This is a genomic window from Xenorhabdus miraniensis (assembly GCF_002632615.1).
Map to the genome: position 1 here is coordinate 20,677 of NZ_NITZ01000009.1, position 18,359 is coordinate 39,035.

Genomic DNA, 18,359 nt, shown 5'->3' on the forward strand with positions numbered 1-18,359 from the left:
GCATGAAGTGGTGATGCTGGATTACAAATCTATTTCATGCAGTCACCTCGCCGCCGGAACGTCGGGTTACAGTATTTCGCAATTAGTTGGACGTGAAGAGGAAAGGCCGCTTTTGTCTGGGTTTAATCATATTCAGCCACTGATTGAAGAAGTTATTGTTGCTCTATTTAGCCATAAATTCACTCTGAAACATCAAGGAAATATTTGCCAAGATATAGCGTATGGAGTGGAAACGGACAAGGGACTGATTGAAGGGATATGTCAAACATCGGGAATGACAAAACAGTTTGACGCCAAAAAAGAAGAAAATCTTGAAGTTAAATATTTATTTCAGACAAAAATAGGGATTTGATAATGTCGATTTTTAAAACCAAAACCGTTAAAGGCGGCAAAAATACAGAAATTGAAATGGATATCTTCTATTTAAACCAGAACCCGAATGCAATGGAAAAAATGGGTTGGGAAATGGCACCGAAATTAATGCGGCATTGGTTTAATACAAAGCCTGCTTATTATTTTACAGAAAAAATAAAAACAGAATATTTTCGAGGTCGCGCAATAGATATACCAAATGAACTGGTTAATGATTCCATCATAAAAATGGAATGGGCAATGAAATATAAACAACCTCAAGACGTGATGTCTGTATTAATTAATGGATGGGCAAGTAATGCGGGTATCGTGCAATTAAAAGAACAGCTAGAGAAAGAAGGTGGAAAAAAAGAATTAGGATATGAAAATGATATACGGGAAATAGACACGTTTTCAGTAGTCAATGTTAGGCAATTTGGTTCTAAGTTGGATACGGTTGATGATTGGTATGGGGCTATGGGTAATTCCAATATGAAGGTGGCCGTTAAGGGATATGTGGATAAATTAAACAGTAAAGATGTTTTTGTCACCGAACAGATTGGCATGTATTTAAAAGATACCTATGATTTTGTTGGCGCTAATGAACCTTTAGGCATTTGGAGTAAAAATGGTATATTAGATAAAATTGGTTCCGTTGATTATGCCGCTCTTTATGCGACTGGAAGTTGGCTGGCTTTATGGATTAAATATAATGGGTATGTTCCTGTAATTAATGATGGTTTTAGAAAATGGCAGAAAAAACATAATGAAGGTGGTGATTTTATTGTTTTTTCTGATATTTTATGGCTGAGCCCGTTACCACAACATAAAATTATTCACCTATGAAAAATAAATGTAAATACTTTTTTAGAAAACCATGGCTGGTTTTATTTTTTATCATTATTTTTATAATGTGGGTGTTATTTCCATCAACATTATTCTTCGGTAATTGGAATAAATGTTTTGAGGAGAAGGGTGAAGATGGTCAATATACTGCAGTGGTATATAAGAAGTTGCCAATATCTCCATATGCAATGTGGAAGTATGTCATTTTGGGAGACAAATATTTTATTGTTTTATATGATAATAAAAACAGAGATATCTGGAAAAGTTCTCCTTTTACGTCAATATCATATGGGGCATTTTCTGCCTCATTTAGCCTTCCAACCGCTAATAAAGATGCTTTTATCTATCCAACAAATGACGGATATGAAGTCATCTATGTAAATAAATTAAAATAATTTTTTGTAAATGTTTTGTTTTCATGTTTATCTCTGTTTAGCCTCTGAGTTTCAGAGGCTTTTTTATTATTGTGTGATTGAACACCATAGTAAATCTACTTTCTTATTGTTTTTCATGTTGTTAAATATATTCCATCAAAAATAAATCGATATAAAAACACCATGAAAAAACTGCTCGAATTACGCCAACAAAAAGCCGACCTGACCAATCAAATGCGTTCGCTGCTCACCCAAGCCGAAACTGAAAAGCGCTCACTCACCGAAGATGAAGACAAACAGTTTGACGAGCTGCGCAGCCAGTCCGACCCCCTGAATACCGAAATTGCCCGTTATGAAGCGCTGTCTGATGAAGAACGCAATCAGGCGAAGAACCAGCCAACCAGTGAACCACTCAGCAATGACGAACTGCGCCACTATGTTCTGACCGGGGAAACCCGCACCTTGTCTACAAGTGTCCCGTCAGACGGTGGCTATACCGTTATCCCGGAACTGAACAAGCAGATCATGCAGCAACTGGCTGATGAGTCGGTCATGCGTCGGATCTGTACGATTAAAACCACTCGCAGCAATGAGTATAAACAGCTTGTTTCGGTCGGTGGTGCAGCCGTCACCCACGGGGAAGAAGGCAAGGCACGCAGTGAAACGACGACACCGAAGATGGAAGAAGTTAGCATTAAGCTGTTCCCGATTTACGCTTACCCTAAAACCACCCAAGAGATTATCGACTTTAGCGATGTGGATATCTTGGGCTGGCTGACCACCGAGATTGCAGATACGTTTGTCGATACCGAAGAAACCGACCTTGTGAGTGGAGATGGCAGCAAAAAAGCCAGGGGCTTCCTGTCTTATCCCCGTGATCCCCAAGCCGACAAGGTACGTGCTTTCGGCACGCTGCAAAAGCTGGAAGTCAGCACCCTTGAGGCCGATAGCCTGATTGACCTGAAATTCCTGCTCAGGAACAAATACCGCAAGAACGCCGTGTGGGTGATGAACTCCACGACCGCCGCGAAGGTGCAGAAGCTGAAAAACGGTAACGGCGATTATATCTGGCGCGAGCGTTTACAGGCGGGTGACCCTGATATGTTATTGGGCTTGCCGGTTCATTACCTCGAATTTATGCCGGAGGGGGTGATTGGTCTGGGTGACTTCAAACGCGGTTACTTCATTGTTGACCATCAAACAGGCACCCGTACCCGTCCCGACAATATTACCGAACCGGGATTTTATAAGGTACACACCGATAAATACTTGGGCGGCGGTCTGGTGGACTCCAACGCCATCAAAGTGCTGGAAGTGAAAGCAGCCAGTAAATAAGCAAGAGGGGCACAGCGCCCCTTTTTTGTCTTGGAGTCTCTCAAATGAATGATATTGAATTAAGAACGGCATCACTTTCTGCCAGTGATAAAAAGCTCACGGGTTATGTGATTAAGTGGAACAGCCGATCACAAGTCTTGTGGGATGAGTTTGTGGAGCAGTTCGCCGCCAATGCCTTTAGCGCCAGTTTAACGGCGAATACGGATGTCAGGGCGCTTTATGAACACGATCACACGAACCTGTTAGGCCGCACTACATCGGGCACATTGCAGCTTGCCGAAGATGCCATTGGATTACGCTTCGAGTTAACCCCGCCTGATACGCAATTGGGGCGTGATGTACTGACACTGGTTGAGCGTGGTGATATACAAGGCATGTCCTTTGGTTTTCGTGCCATTAAAGATCAGTGGGATACGGGTCAAACACCCTATATCAGAACCGTCTTAGAGGCAGAGCTACGAGAAATTAGCCTGACCAGTATTCCGGCCTATCCGACAAGCAACGTAGAGATTGCCAAACGTTCCCTGAATGCCGCCAAACCTTGTGATGCCGATTTGCGTCATTACTGGCTGCAACTGTCCGAGGTGTAACCATGTGGCCTTTTAAGCGAAAATCGCCTGAAACCCGTAGCATGACGATGGATGAGTTTCTTTCTCTGGCGGGCATGGCTAACACCAAATCCGGTGAACATGTTTCCCCGTCCACGGCGGAGGGCTTGCCTGCGGTGATGAATGCGGTCACGGTGATCAGTGAAGCCGTCGCCACCATGCCTTGTTACCTCTATCGGGTACAGCACCAGCACGGCAAAGAATCCCGCGAGTGGCTCAGTGATCACCCTGTGGATTATTTGCTGAATGAATGCCCGAATGACTGCCAGACGCCGTTTCAGTTCAAGCGCACCCTGATGCGTCATTGTTTGCTGAATGGCAATGCCTATGCGGTGATTGTCTGGGGCAAAGACGGCCAGCCGCAATCCTTGCACCCTTACCCGCCGTCAGCGGTGGTAGCACAACGCTTATCCGATCACCGCTTCGCCTACACCATCACAGAACCGTATAGCGGCAAGGTGAAAACCTACCTACAGGAAGAAGTGTTGCATCTGCGTTATGCCACCGAAGACGGCTTTCTGGGGCGCTCACCTGTCACCATTTGCCGTGAAACCTTGGGCTTGGGGCTGGCACAACAGCGCCACGGTGCCAGCATCATGAAAGACGGCATGATGGCCGCCGGGGTGATTAAATCCACTGACTGGCTGGATGGGGTCAAGGGCAATAAGGCACTGGAAGCCCTCGAACGTTACAAGGGCGCCCGCAATGCGGGGAAAACGCCCATTCTTGAAGGTGGAATGGACTACCAGCAATTAGGGATGAGCAATCAGGATGCGGAATGGCTGGCTTCCCGTCGTTTCACGATTGACGATATCGCCCGCATGTTCAACGTCAGCCCGATCTTCCTGCAAGAATATTCGAACAGCACTTACAGCAATTTTAGTGAAGCATCCCGTGCTTTTCTGACCATCACCATGCGCCCGTGGCTGGCTAACTTTGAGCAACAAATCAAATCCGCCTTGCTGCTGGCGTCCCCAAAACGGGGCATTCGTTACCAAGTGGAGTTCGACACTGCTGACCTGCTGCGTGCCAATCCGAAAGAACGCTTCCAGAGTTATGAGACGGCGATTAAATCCGGTGTGATGTGCCCGAATGAAGCCCGTGAACGGGAGGGATTATCCCCCCGTGAGGGCGGTGATGAATTCAGTCAGGCATGGAAGCAAACAGTGGAAATCAAGCAACAACCGGAGGGCAAGGAATGAAAGCGGGCAGATTACGGCATCGGGTGATGATTCAAAAGAATGAACCGACCCGTGGTGAATACGGCACGATGGTTAAGCATTGGGTGGACGTTGCCACCGTCTGGGCAGAAGTGAGATTTATCAGCGGTCGGGAACTGGTGGCCTCCGGACGGATGCTTTCCGAAGCCACAGTACGTATCTGGTTGCGCTACCGGAACGATATCACCACCACACACCGGATTATCTATCAGGGTGATAGTCCCCACAGTCAGGCTTTTGCCATCGTTGCCGTTATCCCCGATCCGAAACGGACTCACCTAGAGCTACTTTGCAAGGGAGGCGTGAAATATGCCTGATATTGAAATCCCCCTGAGTGAAATCAAGCAGCATTGCCGGATAGATGAGGGCAATGATTTAGAGGATGCCCTGCTTCAAGGTTATGCTGATGCGGCATTGGAAGTCTGCCAGCAACATATTGGCAAGCGGTTTGATGCAGGCTTGACCTTTACACCCGCCATTAAGGTGGGCTGTTTACTCTATATCGGCTTGCTGTATGAGAACCGGACAATGGTGGCTGATAAGGAACTGAAAGAAATCCCGTTCACCATTAAATCATTGTGGTCTGTTTATCGTGATGTGGGAGTGTATTGATGCCGTGGCAACCGTTAAGACGCTGTAATTATCCGGGCTGTAACCAGCGGGTGAAGTCAGGACGCTGTGAGCAGCACAGACGAGAAACCAGCCGACAGCAGGACAAGCAACGCGGCACACGTACCCAGCGTGGTTATAGTAATCAATGGGGTAAATACAGGATGATGTATCTCAAGGCGAATCCCTTATGCGTCCATTGCCTTAAGCAGAACAGTTACACACCTGCCACCATCGTCGATCACATTATCCCGATAGAGGGTGATAGTGATGTGTTGTTCTGGCCTGAATCCAACCATCAATCTTTATGCCACGCCTGCCATAACCGTAAGACCGTACAGACAGACCCGATCACCAAACAGAAGCGCAAGAACGGTGAGTATCGGAAGCAAGAAGCAGAAGCGGCAAGGTTGGTGAGTTGCGGAATAATAACCCAATGAAATAGAGGGGTGGGGGTATCAAAAATGACAAATGCCCCCCTCAGCGGAACCGCCGCCTCCTCCAATTTTTACGCACGGCACTTTTTTTGAAAATAAAATCACAAGGAAAACAAAAAATTATGGCAAGAGCACCCAAACCCCCGACGTATCTGAATGAGATTGCCGCCAGCCAGTGGAAAGCCAAGGCAAAAACCTTAAGCGAACGGGAAGATCTGACCGCCGCCGACTGGAACAATTTAGAACTGTACTGCGTCAATTACGCCATTTACCGAAAAGCGGTGGCAGACCTTAATATCAGGGGCTTTAGTATTGTTAACAGCCAAGGAAGCGAAAGCCGCAACCCCTCACTGAGCGCCAAAGCTGACGCAGAAAAAATCATGATAAAAATGTCCTCGCTGCTGGGTTTTGATCCCGTATCACGGCGTAAAAATCCAGTGGAGATTGAGGAAGAGGACGAGTTAGACCGACTATGAATGCTTGGGAGCAATACGCTTTTGATATCGAAAACAGCAGAATTCCGGCCTGTAAACGGGTAAAACAGGCGGTGAAACGCTACTATAACGACCTGAATAACCCGCTTTATACGTTTGATTCGGAGGTTGTCGGGCGTTTTGTGGCGTTCTCTCGTCACTGTCCGCACGTCAAAGGTCATTTACGCGGCAAACCTATCGTCTTGGAACCGTGGCAGCAATTTGCCTTTGCCAACCTGTTCGGCTTCAAAGTCAAAGCGACCGGACGCCGAAAATACCGCAGTGCCTACATTCAGGTGCCACGCAAAAATGCCAAGTCCACCGTGGCCGCGATACTGGCGAACTGGTTCCTTGTGATGGAGAACGGGCAGCAGGATATCTACACCGCCGCCGTGAGCCGTGATCAGGCGCGTATTGTATTTGATGATGCCCGTCAGATGTGTCTGCTTTCCAAGCCACTCAAAAAGCGGGTCGCTATCCAGCAACACAAAGTGACCTATCCAAAGAGTAACAGCCTGTTAAAGCCACTGGCCGCCAAAGCCGCCACGATTGAGGGGACTAACCCCAGTCTGGCGATTGTCGATGAGTACCATTTACACCCGGATAATGCCGTGTACTCTGCTCTTGAACTGGGCATGGGGGCACGTTCCGAAGGCATGCTGTTTGCCATTACCACAGCGGGCAGCAACGTGATCTCCGCCTGTAAACAGCACTATGATTATTGCTGCCAGATACTGGACGGGGAAGAGCAAAATGACTCCCTGCTTGCCCTGATCTACGAACTGGACGACGAGCACGAGATTGATGATGAAGCCCTTTGGATAAAGGCTAATCCCAACCTGAATGTGTCCGTGGACAGTGCCGCGTTGCATGACACTATCCAGAAAGCGCGGGGCATTCCCTCACAATGGACGGAAATGCTCACCAAACGCTTTAATATCTGGTGCCAGGGCGAAACGCCGTGGATGGGGGACGGGGCTTGGCAAGCCTGCCAGACAGAATACGATGAAAACGACCTTAAAGGGCTGGAGTGTTACGCCGGACTCGATTTATCTTCAACCGGCGATATCACCAGCATTTGCTACACCTTTCCCGTGGACAATGAACTGTTATTACTGACCCGCCATTACCTGCCCGAAGCCCAGCTACAGAATCCCGCCAACAAGAACCGGGCGGTTTATCGTCAGTGGGCACAAATGGGCTGGATACGCACTACAACGGGCGACTGCATTGATTATGACCGTATCCGTGATGACATTCTCAACGACAGCCAGCACTTTGATATCAAACTGGTCGGCTTTGATACATGGAACGCCACCCACTTACGCACCCAGCTACAGGGTGCAGGGCTGGATGTGGAGCCGTTCCCGCAAACCTATATGCGGTTTAGTCCGGTGGCTAAATCTGCCGAAGTGTTCGTGAATCGCAAAATCATTCGTCACAACGGCGATCCGGTTCTCGCGTGGGCAATGTCCAATGTGGTGATGGAAACCGATGCGAACGCCAATATCAAACCGAATAAGAAGAAGTCTGCGAATAAAATCGATCCGGCTATTGCGTTTTTGATGAGTTTTGGCACATGGCAGGCAGAGCATGAAGAGTTTGCGTTTGGCTTGAGTGAAGAACAGAAGCAGCGATTGGATAATTTTAACGGAATTTAGTCAATGCATTAATTTTATTTCTTCATGAGTGTTTGAAAGGCCAATGTCTGATGATATATTTTCCTCCTATAAGAGCTACTTATTGATGTAATAAATATATAGAACTAGGGATTTTTAATAGGGGAATAAATTGAGTAATAAATTAGGAATTACATGTGTAGGAGATTTTCTTCGTGTTGTTAAGAAATTTTCTCCTAATGAAAAACGTGTTTTTTACCGTGGACAAAGAAATTCAGAATATGGTATTAATTCGAGTTTAAGTAGATTATTAAAGTATTCTGATTCAAAACTAAAACATTATTATGTTAAAAAGTATAATTTAATTACTGAAAGTTATCAAGACCATGATATTTCAAAATATGAATTGGCACATGAATTATACTCAAAATTTAAGGAAAAGCATATAGTCTATCCTGATGTAAATATTATTAACGGTTATAGGATGAATGATATTGATCTTCATGTAACTGCTCAGCATTATGGACTATCAACCCGAGTTATTGATTGGACTAATAGCCCTTTAATTGCATTGTATTTCGCAGTTGAAAAAAAGAAGGATGACGAAATTAAAAAAAAATATGAAGAGATTAAAAAGGAGTATGAAAAACTTAAAAGTAAACATAAAGAAAATGAATGCCAAGATGACAAGATTGAAGATGAATCTGAGATAATAAATGCTGCGGTGTTTATGATCTGGAATGAACAATCCAACCCACTGGCCGTGTGTTCTAGCGATCGTTTTTTTAAAGAAATTGAAGAAGAGAAAAAATTCCATAAAAAAATACACGGGCTTTGTGGACGGTTTTTTATGAAGCATCGTGATTTTTATGTTTCTCAAAGGAGTGATCAAGTAACATACAAAGAAAAATCTTCAATTAAATATGATCTTGCGATGCTTATTAATGAGCTTATGGTTGATTTTAAATATTTCAAGAATGCCAATCCTGTAAGACTAAATTCAGAAGTTCATCTAATTGATATTATAAATAAATTACCTGAAAAATATACTGATGAATTCGATGAAAGTACTTATGATTTTCCTAAATTATTTGTCAGTGTTTCAGATGATAATTATTCAAGATCGTCTGCTGCTATAGATATTTTCAATAATTATAATACTATCATCGAACCATTACCAATTAATCAGAGGATAAAAAACCAACAAGGAGCGTTAATGTTTTGTAATAATATAAAAGATGAGGTTTATCCATCTGACGTATTTAATAATGATAATACTATAACTACTATCGATGATAAATCATTAGATAATATTAACAAAAATACTGGATTATTAAAAATAATCATACCTGAAGAAAGTATAGAGCCTATAAGAAAAGAGCTGGAGCTATACGGCTTTTCGAAAGATTTTGTGTATCCTGAAATCATATCTTTCACTGAATACATGCAAGAGAAGATAGTATCTTACCGTAGCATTTAATTCTATTACGGCTCGAAAATCACTTTGAACGGAGGTGAGAGGTAGTGGTAGCACCATTATCAATGGCACATAACGCAAAAAGTTAAGCGTTTATACGAGTTCGCTTATTGAGTCAGATAAAACAATCGGTTAAAGTGGCTCTGCCATTGGCAAAATCCAATGGTCAAGGATCATCACCCTTGTAAAGAGCTATCCACTGGTAGGAAGTTTCTACCAGTGTGTCTGCTATCGCCCTTTCAATGGCGGTTCAGGTAAGGGAGGCTTCGGCCTCGCTGGAAGGTAGCTCCCAGTTGTGATGACCTTGCTTGAATCGCCACCATCAATTTTCTCAATTAATGGAAGGGGTAGCAGGAATGAATAACGTTAAAAATGATTGGCATCAAGCTGACATTATTGCTGCATTACGTAAGCGTGGTACAACCTTAGCGGCTGTCTCCCGTGAAGCCGGACTCAGTTCATCTACATTAGCAAATACTCTCAGTCGGCCTTGGCCAAAAGGTGAGTGGATTATCGCTAATTACCTCAATATACATCCCTCTGAGATCTGGCCTAGCCGCTATTTTGATATGGACGGTCAGCTTGTTGAGCGTCATGCTCGCAATAAACCATAGGAATAATTATCCGTCAGCTTGTTATTTATTCTGTGAATAATAAATTTTGATACGAAGCCTTGAAACTGAAATGGTATCCAGACTTAACCATTTTTAGCACTCATGGCTTTTTTGTTTTTCAAGTGGTGATTAGGGAAGCAGAAAGCTAAATTCTATAATGTTCAAGGAATGTGATAAATATCACAGAGGAAAATACGACAACGGTTCATTACCGTAGCAATGTTAATCGGTTATACCTCACGCTACTGCCAGAAGGTATCCTATGGGTATCCTAGAAAAAACTAAGGGGTTGCACTTTTGATGCAACCCCTTGATAAATCTGGTGGCCCCTGCTGGACTTGAACCAGCGACCAAGCGATTATGAGTCGCCTGCTCTAACCACTGAGCTAAGGGGCCGTTGAAGTGAAGCGATTATACGGCACACTTTGGTATTAGGTCTAGTCCCCAAAATTCATATGCGTGTTTTATATACAATAATTAGTATTTTTTAACATGTTTACCGTCACTGGACGTGGTTTAAAATTATTCTTAGTGATGTTGATTGCTTTTTTAATAAGTCTTTCTGATTATTTTTCGTCCTTTGATTAGACTTTAGCCAACGAAAAATACCCTTGTAAATTAATATGAAAACATTCCCTTTATCTGCGGCTATCTTGGCCTATCATCAAATAGAAGATCACTTTTTCTCATCTATCAGCCAAATGTATCAACATATCAGCAAAGAAGTTCGGGTTTATGTGACCGGTGTTGAAACCTCTGCGTTAAATTTGCTATTGGTAACAGGTAGCTCTGTCAAAATAGCAGAAGAGCTTAAAACAGCTATTCGGCTGCTGGATGAACACGTTAGCGTGCCTTTCATGATTGCTGCCATCGATCCAGATAGTCAAATTCTGGCGGTTATCCAGCAGGCAGGATTTGTCCCCGATCCTGATAGTGTCACTACAGCCATGCAGCTTGATTTGATGGGTTGGCAGATGAGTGATGTATCAGCGATGGAATATGAAATCAGGCGTGTTGACCATTGCTTGGATGATTGGGCAACTCCGATAGAAAACGCATTTGAGACAGAAAAGCCTACCTCTGGGCAATATCGAAAATGCCATCAGGCGGCATTAGAGGCAGGAAAAGATCTACAACATTATGTGTTATATGTTGAAGGGCAACCGGTATGCGCTTTAACCTTATCAAGACAAGGCAATATTGCTCGTTTTGATGATATCGGCACAGTGGTGGAAATGCAGGGCAGGAGATATGCTTCTGTCTTGATTAATCAGGTTTTGCACGAAGCCAAACAGCAAGACGCGACTGAGTGCTATTTAGAGGCTTCTCGTGATGGTAATGGATTGTATCGACGCGTCGGGTTTAAGCCATTATTTGAGTATCAGGGATTTATCCGTGAATAATAAAAAAGCGTCTGCCGGAACAGACGCTTTTCAGATTGATCAGCAAATTCGTTGATTAGTCATCAAGGAAGCTGCGCAGTACTTCAGAACGGCTTGGATGGCGCAGTTTGCGCAATGCTTTGGCTTCGATCTGACGAATACGTTCGCGGGTTACATCAAATTGTTTACCCACTTCTTCCAGTGTATGGTCAGTGTTCATATCAATACCAAAACGCATACGCAGAACTTTCGCTTCACGTGCAGTCAGGCCAGCCAGCACATCGTGAGTTGCAGAACGCAGGCTTTCTGAAGTGGCAGAATCCAGCGGCAGTTCGAGGGTAGTATCCTCGATAAAATCGCCCAGATGTGAATCTTCATCATCACCTACAGGTGTTTCCATGGAGATTGGCTCTTTGGCAATTTTCAGTACCTTGCGGATCTTGTCTTCAGGCATCAACATACGTTCTGCCAGCTCTTCTGGTGAAGGCTCACGACCCATTTCCTGCAACATCTGGCGGGAAATACGATTGAGTTTGTTGATGGTCTCAATCATATGTACCGGGATACGGATGGTACGCGCCTGATCAGCGATAGAACGCGTGATTGCCTGACGGATCCACCATGTAGCGTAAGTTGAGAATTTGTAACCACGACGGTATTCAAATTTATCAACTGCTTTCATCAGGCCGATATTACCTTCCTGAATCAAATCGAGGAATTGCAGACCGCGGTTGGTATATTTCTTCGCAATCGAAATAACCAGACGCAAGTTAGCTTCAACCATCTCTTTTTTCGCACGGCGGGCTTTCGCTTCACCGATTGACATACGACGGTTGATATCTTTGACCTGCTCAATGGTCAGGCCGGTTTCTTCTTCGATTTGGCGTAACTTTTGCAGGCTACGCATGATTTCTTCTTCAACTTCCAGCAATTTATCAGACCATGGTTTGTTCATTGCTTTTGCAGCGGTGAACCATGTGTCAGTGGTTTCATTGCCAGAGAACAGCGTGATGAAGTTTTTCTTCGGCATTTTGCACTGTTCAACACACATCTTCATGATTTGACGTTCTTGAAGACGAACACGATCCATCATGGAACGCATGTTGTTGACCAGATAATCAAACTGTTTCGGTACCAGACGGAACTGTTTGAATACCTCAGATAAGGTCAATATTTCTGCTGCGGTACTTGGATGACTGCGCCCGTGGTTCTTGATTGACTGACGGGTCAGTTCATATTGTTCACGTAGTTCCAGAAACTTCTGGCGCGCCAGTTCTGGATCAATGCTGTTATCATCTTCGCTGTCAGTATCATCATCGCGCTCTTCATCGTCATCGTCATCATCGTCGTCAAGCTCTTCCTGAGGAAGTTCTGAGCCAACGTGAGTCGCTGTTGGTGCGAGATCTTCTTCTGCATTAGGATCGACGAAACCCGTGATCAAATCAGACAGACGGCTTTCGCCGGCTTCAACGCGATCGTACTGCTCCAGCAGATAAGTAATCGCTTCAGGGTATTCGGCAACGGAACACTGCACTTGGTTGATGCCATCTTCAATGCGCTTTGCAATGTCAATCTCACCTTCGCGAGTCAGTAACTCCACCGTACCCATTTCACGCATGTACATGCGAACAGGATCGGTGGTACGACCGATTTCTGACTCGACACTGGATAACACTTGCGCAGCCGCTTCCGCCGCGTCTTCATCGGTGTCGTTTGTGTTTTCTGCCAACATGAGATCATCAGCATCAGGTGCTTCTTCCATTACCTGGATGCCCATGTCATTGATCATTTGGATGATATCTTCTATCTGATCAGAATCGACGATATCTTCCGGCAGATGGTCATTGACCTCAGCATAGGTCAGATAGCCTTGCTCCTTACCTCGGGTGACAAGTAGCTTTAGCTGTGACTGCGGGTTTTGCTCCATAAGACGGTATCCACACTTCAGAGTATTGGTTGGTGTCGGTCGGCGAAACAAATATGCCAACAATAACATTTGGGGGCGTTTTCATTGTATTGCCGCTGCCCTCAATAGCGACAATCGTAGGGCTGTCTCCCTACCTAATGCGGCAGTTAAGCCGTGAATTCTGTATCAGTGATTTTACACTTGGTATAGAACCTGTTTCATCAAGCTATATTTCTTTAAAAAAATATATTTTCAAAAATTTATGTTTTTCAAAGGCATATTTTCATCCAGTGATGTTACGAACATAAACGTATTGAGTAAGTCAGCCAAGTAATATAGTCTTCATATAATATAGCTGGTTGAGACAGTTTCTTATTTCCTCGCCCCAGATTCCGTAATTAAGCAGACTTCTTTACGTTCTTCTGGTGTCAGTCCTTCTGTCCTCTCTTTGGCCATCAGAAAGTTAAAACGCTCATCAAGGGCTGACGCGAAAAGATGGTTCAGCGCATCGCTGAAAGTTTTCTCAGCAATTTCTTCTATCTGTATATCGTTCCATGCAGCGAGTTTTTCAAGCTGTGCTGCATATTTATTATCGCGATACTGCTCCAAAAGTTGCCCGGTTGTTAAACCTGGTTGAGCAAGGCACGTGTCGACAAGCTCTATAAATAACGGTAACCCCGCTATCTGAGCAGAAAACATTCCCTGTAATGAAGGAACTAATGTCGCTAAATGCGGATTCTGCACCAGCAATGCGATAAGAATACGCATTGTTGTTGGTTTCAGTTTTAGCGCCTGATATGTATTGGTATCTTTTTTGACAAGTTTTGCCAAAGATCGTTCCAATTGTGTTGTATCAGGTATGCCAAGCAGTTTTCCAATTTCCTGGAGCAGGTAGAGCCGCAGTGTTTCCCCAGGAATTTGACTAATCAGAGGCATAGCAAGCGAACTGAGTTTGGTCGCACCTTCTGGGGTACTCAAATCTACCTGGGGTAATAGTGATTCAAACAAGAATTCAGATAAGGTTAATGCTTTCTGTATTCTTTGTTCGAACGTCGCTCGTCCTTCTTTGCGAACCAGTGAATCTGGATCTTCGCCATCTGGCAAGAACATAAAACGTAACTGCCGACCATCATTCAGATAGGGTAACGCTGTTTCCAGTGCACGCCATGCGGCATCGCGGCCAGCTCGGTCGCCATCGTAACAACAGATAACATTATCCGTTGTGCGGAAAAGTAACTGAATGTGTTCGGCTGTCGTAGATGTTCCCAACGAAGCTACGGCATAGTCAATGCCAAATTGGGCTAACGCGACAACATCCATATAACCTTCAACCACCAATAGCTTTGAAAGCGTGTTATGGCTCTGTTGCGCTTCATAAAGACCATATAATTGGCGGCCTTTATGAAATATTTCTGTTTCCGGTGAGTTCAGGTATTTAGGAAGTGCATCTCCCAGCACTCGGCCACCGAATGCAATGACACGACCACGACGATCGCGAATTGGGAACATCACACGTTCGCGGAAACGATCATAAGTACGGCCATTGTCGTTAGTGACCAGCATTCCCGCGTCGTTTAGCTGTTTGCGATCTTCCACATTATGGGCAAAGCGTTTTAGCGCATTGTCCCACCCAGCCGGTGCAAAGCCAATGGCAAAGCGGTGGGTTATCTCTTCACTAAGACCGCGTTGAGCCAGATATTGCCGGGCTGACTGAGCGCCGGGGGTGGTCAGTGAATGCTGATAGAAGCCGTTGAGCTTATCCATCAGTTGATAAAGATTTTGTCTTTGGTGGCGTTCAATATGACCACCGCCAGAGCCTGCTTCGTAGGGCACTTCCAGCCCGTGCATCGCAGCCAGTTCTTCGATGGATTCGACAAAATCTAACCTGTCATAATTCATCAGAAAATCAATGGCATTGCCATGTGCACCACAACCGAAGCAATGGTAAAACTGTTTATCGCCATTAACGGTGAATGAAGGGGTTTTTTCGTTATGGAAAGGACAGCACGCCTGATGATTCTTGCCTTTCTTTTTGAGAGGCACCCTTACATCGATCAAATCAATGATATCGGTTCTTGCTAATAAGTCATTGATAAATGCGCGTGGAATTCGTCCAGCCATAAGCCCTTTTACGCCTGTTGATGAACGAGAATAAGCCGCGCTTCCTGTTGGAAAGCACGGCCTTTAACAGCAGTAGTTTGTTAATACAACCACTAAGCGGATTGACCGCAAGGATTAGTACAAACGAGTGCGGCGTGCGTTTTCACGAGCCAGCTTCTTAGCATGACGCTTAACAGCAGAAGCTTTAGCGCGTTTGCGCTCAGTCGTTGGTTTTTCATAGAATTCACGACGACGAACTTCTGCTAATACGCCTGCTTTCTCGCAAGAACGCTTAAAGCGACGCAGTGCTACGTCAAATGGCTCGTTTTCACGTACTTTAATTACTGGCATGTGCCTCTCACCTCAATGGAAATCGGGTTTGTCGCTGGCGTGATAGTGCCAGCCGTCTCTAAAATGGTGCGGAATTTTACTTCAATGAACACGGCTTTGTAAAGTGCCGAGGAAAATTGAAACCTATAACGCTACGGGTTACAGGATGCTTTTTTGTATGTAAAACAAGCAATCTGATGTCGGCGTTATTAACATTAACCACACAGGATATTCAAGTAGGGTACTGATTATAGACTAAACAGGAAAAATAGCCAGCATGTAATGGTTCATGGATAGTGTTACGCAGATAGTGTTACACTGACGCCCGTTCAGAGGAATACGAATGTATAGTGACGAGACGAAACGAGACGAATAGTGCAATGCGAGTTTTAGGTATAGAAACGTCCTGCGATGAAACCGGAATCGCAATTTATGATGACAAAGCCGGTCTGCTAGCGAATCAATTGTACAGTCAGGTCAAGCTGCATGCTGATTATGGCGGTGTTGTGCCTGAATTGGCGTCCCGTGACCACATTCGTAAAACGGTTCCCTTGATTCAGGCGGCTTTGCAGGAAGCGGGCCTGACAAATAAAGATATTGATGCTGTTGCTTACACTGCCGGGCCAGGTTTGGTTGGCGCATTGCTGGTTGGGGCAACCATTGGACGTTCACTGGCGTTTGCGTGGGATGTGCCTGCTATTCCGGTGCATCATATGGAAGGCCATTTATTGGCACCGATGCTGGAAGAAAATAGCCCAGAGTTCCCTTTTGTCGCCTTGCTGGTTTCTGGCGGCCATACCCAGCTTATCAGTGTCACGGGTATTGGTGAGTACAAACTGTTGGGGGAATCCATTGATGATGCAGCCGGTGAAGCCTTCGATAAGACGGCAAAATTGCTCGGGTTAGATTATCCGGGCGGCCCCGTACTTTCCCGTATGGCGCAACAGGGCAAAGCAGGACGTTTTGTCTTCCCGCGTCCAATGACGGATCGTCCGGGATTGGATTTTAGCTTCTCCGGTCTGAAAACATTCGCTGCCAATACAATCCGCAATAATATTCATGGCCATGATACGGTTGAGGATGAACAGACCAAAGCGGATATTGCCCGTGCATTTGAAGACGCGGTTGTGGATACGCTGGCGATTAAATGCAAGCGCGCGCTGGAACAGACGGGATTTAAACGTCTGGTGATGGCGGGCGGGGTGAGTGCAAACCGGACATTGCGTACCAAGATGCAGGAATTAATGGAAAAGTTGGGTGGGGAAGTTTTCTATGCCCGTCCTGAATTCTGTACTGATAATGGCGCAATGATCGCATTGGCTGGCATGATCCGTCTGCAAGGCGGAACTGCGGGTGAATTGGGCGTAACGGTGAAAGCACGCTGGCCATTGGCGGATCTTCCTGCTCTGCAAAAATGATAAAAAACACGCAGTTTGATATGGGCTGAACGTCATTTGGCGCTCAGCTTTTTAAATGTCTTATTACCCTTGTTGAGGCCATCCACATCAATCGTCTTGTTGCTCCCGCTCTTTGGCAGCTTGAATTTTCTCTTTATCCGTCATTTCTTTTTTCTTTTTCAACTTCTGCCAGATGCGACTTTCCTGCCCTCGCCAAAGTCGCTGGATATTATCATGGTGACGAACCAGCACCAGACATGACAGCATGGCGACGGGAAATGTGAATTCAGGTTTGAACCACCAGACGTAGAAAGGGGCGATTAATGCCCCGATGATGGCACCTAATGAAGAATAGCCACTTAACAGCACTGTCAGCAGCCATGTGCCGGCGATTAATCCCATGAGATCCCAACCAATGGCGGCAATGGCCCCGAAAGCGGTTGCTACGCCTTTTCCCCCTTTGAAATGGAAGAAAATGGGATAAATATGTCCCAGACAGGCGGCAATGGCGATAACACCTAAATAAAATGGGGGAATATTCAGTTTGTACGCCAGCCAAACAGGAACCATCCCTTTGAGGACGTCACAAATCAGCACGGCTAATGCGGCCCATTTACCGCCGATGCGCAGTACATTCGTTGCCCCGGGATTGCCTGAACCATGCTGACGAGGATCTGGAAGCCTTGCCAAACGGCAAATCAATATCGCGCTGGATATAGAGCCACATAAGTACGCGAAGATGATCATGCCAAGCGCGATTGCACTCATAAGATATCTCCAATGATAAGGGTCGTTTTCTTAAGTCTAACAGTGGATAATACGCATATTTCGTCGGAAGTGGTATCTGGCGAACCGAAAAACGGGGAAAAGGGCGTGATGGATATCGTATTTATTGAAGAATTAACAGTGACTACCACGATCGGTGTTTATGACTGGGAACAAACAATTAAGCAGAAATTAGTGTTCGATATCGAAATGGGATGGGATAACAAACGAGCCTCTTCCAGTGATAATGTTGAGCACTGTCTGGATTATGCCAAGGTAAGCCAAGCCGTGATTAACCATGTGGAAAACCAACGTTTTGCCTTGGTCGAGCGGGTGGCGGAAGAAGTCGCGGACATTTTATTGACTCAATTTCATTCACCTTGGGTAAGGATCAAAGTCAGTAAACCGGGAGCGGTTGCACAGGCAAAAAGTGTCGGTGTGGTCATTGAGCGGAGTGCAGGTTAATTAGCTGGTTACTTAGTCGCTCATATTAAAAAAGCGTCCCAATTTAATGAA

At 45.1% G+C, this 18,359-nt stretch carries 19 protein-coding genes, 1 tRNA gene and 1 pseudogene; 16 read left to right on the forward strand and 5 right to left on the reverse strand.

The genetic code is table 11. The features are described 5' to 3' along the window. The 13 genes and pseudogenes from Xmir_RS35035 to Xmir_RS35095 all read left to right on the forward strand — a co-directional run. Positions 1–352 (forward strand): annotated as a pseudogene (locus Xmir_RS35035) (Hcp family type VI secretion system effector); the annotation flags it as partial. Between the two features lie 2 nt (positions 353–354). Then, positions 355–1,197 carry a DUF6402 family protein gene (locus Xmir_RS35040; protein ID WP_099113949.1) on the forward strand — a complete coding sequence of 281 codons (843 nt, stop codon included), beginning with the start codon at positions 355–357 and terminating at the stop codon, positions 1,195–1,197. Continuing rightward, positions 1,194–1,592, forward strand: coding sequence for a DUF6201 family protein (locus Xmir_RS35045; protein ID WP_244170901.1), 399 nt, complete (start codon positions 1,194–1,196; stop codon positions 1,590–1,592). The genes Xmir_RS35040 and Xmir_RS35045 overlap by 4 nt, the downstream gene beginning before the upstream one ends. Positions 1,593–1,754: 162 nt before the next feature. Further along, the gene (locus tag Xmir_RS35050; RefSeq protein ID WP_099113950.1) at positions 1,755–2,906 is read left to right on the forward strand and encodes a phage major capsid protein; all 1,152 of its coding nucleotides are present in this window, start codon (positions 1,755–1,757) and stop codon (positions 2,904–2,906) included. A gap of 44 nt (positions 2,907–2,950) precedes the next feature. Next, complete coding sequence (locus Xmir_RS35055) at positions 2,951–3,496, forward strand: HK97 family phage prohead protease (protein ID WP_099113951.1); 546 nt, start codon at positions 2,951–2,953, stop codon at positions 3,494–3,496. Between the two features lie 2 nt (positions 3,497–3,498). Next, positions 3,499–4,716 carry a phage portal protein gene (locus tag Xmir_RS35060; protein ID WP_099113952.1) on the forward strand — a complete coding sequence of 406 codons (1,218 nt, stop codon included), beginning with the start codon at positions 3,499–3,501 and terminating at the stop codon, positions 4,714–4,716. Further along, entirely contained in the window at positions 4,713–5,051 is a 339-nt protein-coding gene (locus Xmir_RS35065; RefSeq protein ID WP_099113953.1) for a phage head closure protein, read from the forward strand. Before Xmir_RS35060 ends, Xmir_RS35065 begins: the two co-directional genes overlap by 4 nt. Next, entirely contained in the window at positions 5,044–5,346 is a 303-nt protein-coding gene (locus Xmir_RS35070) for a head-tail connector protein (RefSeq protein WP_086113125.1), read from the forward strand. Before Xmir_RS35065 ends, Xmir_RS35070 begins: the two co-directional genes overlap by 8 nt. Then, positions 5,346–5,783 (forward strand): HNH endonuclease, encoded by a 438-nt coding sequence (locus tag Xmir_RS35075; protein WP_099113954.1) that lies wholly within the window; start codon positions 5,346–5,348, stop codon positions 5,781–5,783. The genes Xmir_RS35070 and Xmir_RS35075 overlap by 1 nt, the downstream gene beginning before the upstream one ends. A gap of 119 nt (positions 5,784–5,902) precedes the next feature. Further along, the gene (locus tag Xmir_RS35080; RefSeq protein ID WP_099113955.1) at positions 5,903–6,256 is read left to right on the forward strand and encodes a phage terminase small subunit P27 family; all 354 of its coding nucleotides are present in this window, start codon (positions 5,903–5,905) and stop codon (positions 6,254–6,256) included. Next, entirely contained in the window at positions 6,253–7,914 is a 1,662-nt protein-coding gene (locus Xmir_RS35085; RefSeq protein ID WP_099113956.1) for a terminase large subunit, read from the forward strand. Before Xmir_RS35080 ends, Xmir_RS35085 begins: the two co-directional genes overlap by 4 nt. 130 nt (positions 7,915–8,044) lie before the next feature. Continuing rightward, positions 8,045–9,352, forward strand: a complete 1,308-nt coding sequence (locus tag Xmir_RS35090; protein WP_099113957.1) for an FRG domain-containing protein — start codon at positions 8,045–8,047, stop codon at positions 9,350–9,352. Between the two features lie 353 nt (positions 9,353–9,705). Next, positions 9,706–9,963 (forward strand): helix-turn-helix domain-containing protein, encoded by a 258-nt coding sequence (locus tag Xmir_RS35095; RefSeq protein WP_099113958.1) that lies wholly within the window; start codon positions 9,706–9,708, stop codon positions 9,961–9,963. A 320-nt stretch (positions 9,964–10,283) separates the two neighbouring features. Here Xmir_RS35095 and Xmir_RS35100 read toward each other — a convergent pair. Further along, a tRNA-Ile gene (locus tag Xmir_RS35100) sits at positions 10,284–10,359 on the reverse strand. Positions 10,360–10,586: 227 nt separating this feature from the next. Here Xmir_RS35100 and Xmir_RS35105 point away from each other — a divergent pair. Continuing rightward, the gene (locus Xmir_RS35105) at positions 10,587–11,366 is read left to right on the forward strand and encodes a GNAT family N-acetyltransferase (RefSeq protein ID WP_099113959.1); all 780 of its coding nucleotides are present in this window, start codon (positions 10,587–10,589) and stop codon (positions 11,364–11,366) included. Between the two features lie 55 nt (positions 11,367–11,421). Here the strand turns inward: Xmir_RS35105 and rpoD are convergent, their stop codons facing one another. The 3 genes from rpoD to rpsU form a co-directional block, all read right to left on the reverse strand. Further along, on the reverse strand, positions 11,422–13,272 hold the full coding sequence (gene rpoD / locus Xmir_RS35110; RefSeq protein ID WP_099113960.1) for an RNA polymerase sigma factor RpoD: 1,851 nt from the start codon (positions 13,270–13,272) through the stop codon (positions 11,422–11,424). A 351-nt stretch (positions 13,273–13,623) separates the two neighbouring features. Then, positions 13,624–15,372 carry a DNA primase gene (dnaG, locus tag Xmir_RS35115; RefSeq protein WP_099113961.1) on the reverse strand — a complete coding sequence of 583 codons (1,749 nt, stop codon included), beginning with the start codon at positions 15,370–15,372 and terminating at the stop codon, positions 13,624–13,626. A gap of 114 nt (positions 15,373–15,486) precedes the next feature. Continuing rightward, positions 15,487–15,702 carry a 30S ribosomal protein S21 gene (gene rpsU, locus Xmir_RS35120; RefSeq protein WP_001144069.1) on the reverse strand — a complete coding sequence of 72 codons (216 nt, stop codon included), beginning with the start codon at positions 15,700–15,702 and terminating at the stop codon, positions 15,487–15,489. Between the two features lie 359 nt (positions 15,703–16,061). Here rpsU and tsaD point away from each other — a divergent pair, with 359 nt between their 5' ends. Further along, complete coding sequence (gene tsaD / locus Xmir_RS35125) at positions 16,062–17,099, forward strand: tRNA (adenosine(37)-N6)-threonylcarbamoyltransferase complex transferase subunit TsaD (RefSeq protein WP_099113962.1); 1,038 nt, start codon at positions 16,062–16,064, stop codon at positions 17,097–17,099. An 87-nt stretch (positions 17,100–17,186) separates the two neighbouring features. Here the strand turns inward: tsaD and plsY are convergent, their stop codons facing one another. After that, positions 17,187–17,846 (reverse strand): glycerol-3-phosphate 1-O-acyltransferase PlsY, encoded by a 660-nt coding sequence (plsY, locus tag Xmir_RS35130; protein ID WP_099113963.1) that lies wholly within the window; start codon positions 17,844–17,846, stop codon positions 17,187–17,189. A 108-nt stretch (positions 17,847–17,954) separates the two neighbouring features. Between plsY and folB the strand changes: the two genes are divergently transcribed. Further along, the gene (gene folB / locus Xmir_RS35135) at positions 17,955–18,308 is read left to right on the forward strand and encodes a bifunctional dihydroneopterin aldolase/7,8-dihydroneopterin epimerase (RefSeq protein ID WP_099114110.1); all 354 of its coding nucleotides are present in this window, start codon (positions 17,955–17,957) and stop codon (positions 18,306–18,308) included. The last annotated feature ends 51 nt before the right edge of the window (positions 18,309–18,359 follow it).